Raw genomic sequence first — 479 nt, 5'->3', positions numbered from 1 at the left:
GCCCGGGTCCGGCTTGTATTCGTACAGCTCGACGCCGCGCTCGAGCATCGGCACGCGATACGGCGCGTAGCCCGCCTGCACGGCGATCGCGTCCGTCGCCGCGAGCGAATTCGTCAGGATCGCGACGCGCACGCCGCGCGCGGTCAGCCGGCCGAGCGCGTTCACGCCGGCATCGTGCGGAACGAAATACGGCGACAGCACGAGGAATTCGCGCTGCGCGTCGCGCGTGAGCGCGAAGAGCCGCTGCAGCGGCGGGCTCATGTAGCTGTCGTCGGGCGCGGCGATCTTCTCGGGCGTGCTCGGCCAGGTGATCCGCTCGGCGGGCGAAACGAAATCGAAGAACGGCGGCAGCAGCGCGGCGTTCTCCTCGAGCAGCGCGTAGATCGCCCGCTCGGCCGCCTCGCCCGAGAGTTCGCCCGCGCCGTACCGCTCGACGCACACCGCCGCCTCCTCGAACAGCCGCATGATCGGCTCGAGCG

The 479-nt window shown here is 71.2% G+C and carries 1 protein-coding gene; it reads right to left on the bottom strand.

Annotated features, from left to right (window positions below; genetic code table 11):
• Positions 1–479 (bottom strand): phospholipase D-like domain-containing protein (locus ACU8YE_RS24750; protein WP_446930087.1); only part of this gene is annotated, 479 nt, incomplete at both ends.

This window comes from Ralstonia sp. VS2407, assembly GCF_052950655.1.
Note: the sequence above shows the minus strand (reverse complement) of the source record. Positions and strands in the feature narration are given on the sequence as shown.